We start from the raw sequence: 2,314 nt of genomic DNA on the forward strand, positions 1-2,314 counted from the left end.
GGTAATAATGTTGCATATTTAATTGCTTTGATTAATTCTAAGAGTTAATTGAATAAGGCAGGGCTGCTTCAGCGCTGACTGAGGCCGGGAGTGCGGGAACACTTTCGGCTTTTATATATAATTTTTCTACATCTAAAATGGATTTGGGTTAAGAATTAAGGTGTGACTTGTTAATTGATAGCTCATACCCGTTTGCAAAGCTATTCGCTGAACGGCTTGTTGTATTGGCTGGTTTGCCAGGTACAGGGTATATGTTTTCTTGTCTTGTTGCGGATTGGTTACCTTGACTTGAAGATTGTACTTTCTGGAAAGCGCAATGCCGATCTGAGCAAGCGTTAGATTATCCAGGTAAACAGAGTTGTTTGATTTCCATTTGCTCAATAAACTGACCTCTTGCTTATGGATCGTTTTTTGTTCTGTCAGCAGGTTATAAGTTAATACCTCGTTAGGTGTTAAACCTTTCGCAAGCGGTTTACCAAGGTAATCTACTTTTACTTTTCCTGATGTGACAGCTACGTTATAAGTATTCAGTTCAGCATAAGATTTGATGTTAAAAGATGTTCCCAAAACTGTCGTTGTAAAATTCTGTGTAATGACTTTAAAAGGTCTGCTTCTATCTTTTTTGACTTGAAAAAAAGCTTCCCCATGTTCCAGATATACTTTTCTGAAGTTGGAGTTGGTGAAATCGGCAGCTACGCTTAATCTTGTAGCAGCATTTAGCCAGATCTGCGTACCATCCTCTAAGATTATTCTTTTGTGCTGACTATTCGCTGTGCTGAAAATCCTAACCAGCTCTTGTTTATCCTGTTTTGGTTGCTTTAATTGACGAAAAGTAAAGACACATACACCAGAAATTAAAAACAGCATACAGGCAATTTTTAGCCATTTGATTGGATTTTGTTTTTTGTCCTGATGCTGAATACGGTACTGAATCCCGCTATATAATGTGGAACGGAGTTGTTCTGCCAGAAGCCGATTGGCGTGAATAGATAGGGGATCACCCTTCTTTTTTTTCTCAAACCAGTCATCTACAATGCTTTTTTCCAGATCGCTTAACTCCCCAGCCTGATATTGCTCGAATTTCTTTTGTAAGTATTTGTCCCCTTTAATTTTCATCTCGCCTATAAAGCGTTTGATGAGCCAAAAAGTACTTTAATTTAATGTTAAGATTGGATTAAGTTTATTGAGGTAGGGATTAACATGCTCAATAATCTGGAGGCATTCTGGAAGAATTAAATTCATGGTAGAAAATGCTAAGTTCGCATTTCAGATTGCCTGGTTAAGCCATTTGTTGATTGTCCTATGGGCTAGGTCAAAATATCTTTGGAAAGGATTATTAATAAATATTAATTTAATGATAAGTTTAATAAGATGGTGATTAACATGCTCATATAACCCAGGGATTCGTTATTCAGGCAAAATCTTAATCTCTTTAAGGCCTCAGAAATATTATTTTTCACCGTTTGTTCTGATAACATCAGCTCCAGTGCAATTTCCCTGATAGATTTATGTTCATATTTACTGAGTTGAAAGCATTGCCGCATATTTAAAGGCATTTTTGCGAGTTCTAAATCAATAACTTCTTGTAACTGTCTTACGATTATACCATCATCGGCAGCAGAAGATTTTTTTAAATTACGAATTAATACCTCATGTCCATCTAAACGAACTCTATTTCTACGAAATAGAGACATCACGTCATTTTTAGCAATTTTATAGAGATAAGGGAGGATTGACTCCTCGATGAGTAAGATCTCCTTCTTATTCCAGATTTCCAGAAATATATTTTGTAGAATGTCCTTAGTTTGATCTTCATCTTTGATTAGCCTATAAACAAAAGTGTAAAGCGTATTCCAGTGACGGTCAAACAAGTATTGGAAGGCAGTTTCGTAACCTTTACCTATGTCTTCTAATAGCTCTTTGTCAGATTTTTGATTTCTCATGTGATGGAGCAAAACTAAACAATGCTGTATTAAGCCATTGTTATGATCTGTTTTAGTGGTTATTTTTTTATTCAATAAAACAGAACTTCATATTTTTTTCGAAGGAAAGCTGAATACCTCTGTTATACAACTTGGATTTCGGGCTTATAAATGACCAATTCAAGGGCCGCTTTGCCCGATTAAACCCTTCTATAATTGATATAGGTTCCTTTCGTAAAGATTGAAATTGAAAACAAAAATAGATAGCCATTTAACATATTTGTATTTAAAAAATTACATTAATAGTTTTTTAAGGAAATTTTTATTTAATATTGGATATAGAATAATGTAATTATGTCTGACTTAAATAAAGCTGTTTGCTATCAAGACTC

Annotated in this window: 2 protein-coding genes; both read right to left on the reverse strand. The window is 34.8% G+C overall.

Going from position 1 to position 2,314, the window contains the following annotated elements; genetic code table 11:
* Positions 1-132: 132 nt before the first annotated feature.
* Positions 133-1,116, reverse strand: a complete 984-nt coding sequence (locus tag DBR11_RS26120; RefSeq protein WP_108555504.1) for a FecR family protein — start codon at positions 1,114-1,116, stop codon at positions 133-135.
* A 230-nt stretch (positions 1,117-1,346) separates the two neighbouring features.
* Positions 1,347-1,943, reverse strand: a complete 597-nt coding sequence (locus DBR11_RS26125) for an RNA polymerase sigma factor (RefSeq protein WP_108555505.1) — start codon at positions 1,941-1,943, stop codon at positions 1,347-1,349.
* Positions 1,944-2,314: the final 371 nt, after the last annotated feature.

Origin of the sequence: Pedobacter sp. HMWF019 (assembly GCF_003061025.1) — a bacterium.
Lineage (GTDB): Bacteria > Bacteroidota > Bacteroidia > Sphingobacteriales > Sphingobacteriaceae > Pedobacter.

Excerpts from the sequence above, each read along its gene's own strand:
- DBR11_RS26125 (WP_108555505.1), bottom strand. The coding sequence starts at position 1,943 with ATGAGAAATCAAAAATCTGACAAAGAGCTATTAGAAGACATAGGTAAA.
- DBR11_RS26120 (WP_108555504.1), bottom strand. The coding sequence starts at position 1,116 with ATGAAAATTAAAGGGGACAAATACTTACAAAAGAAATTCGAGCAATAT.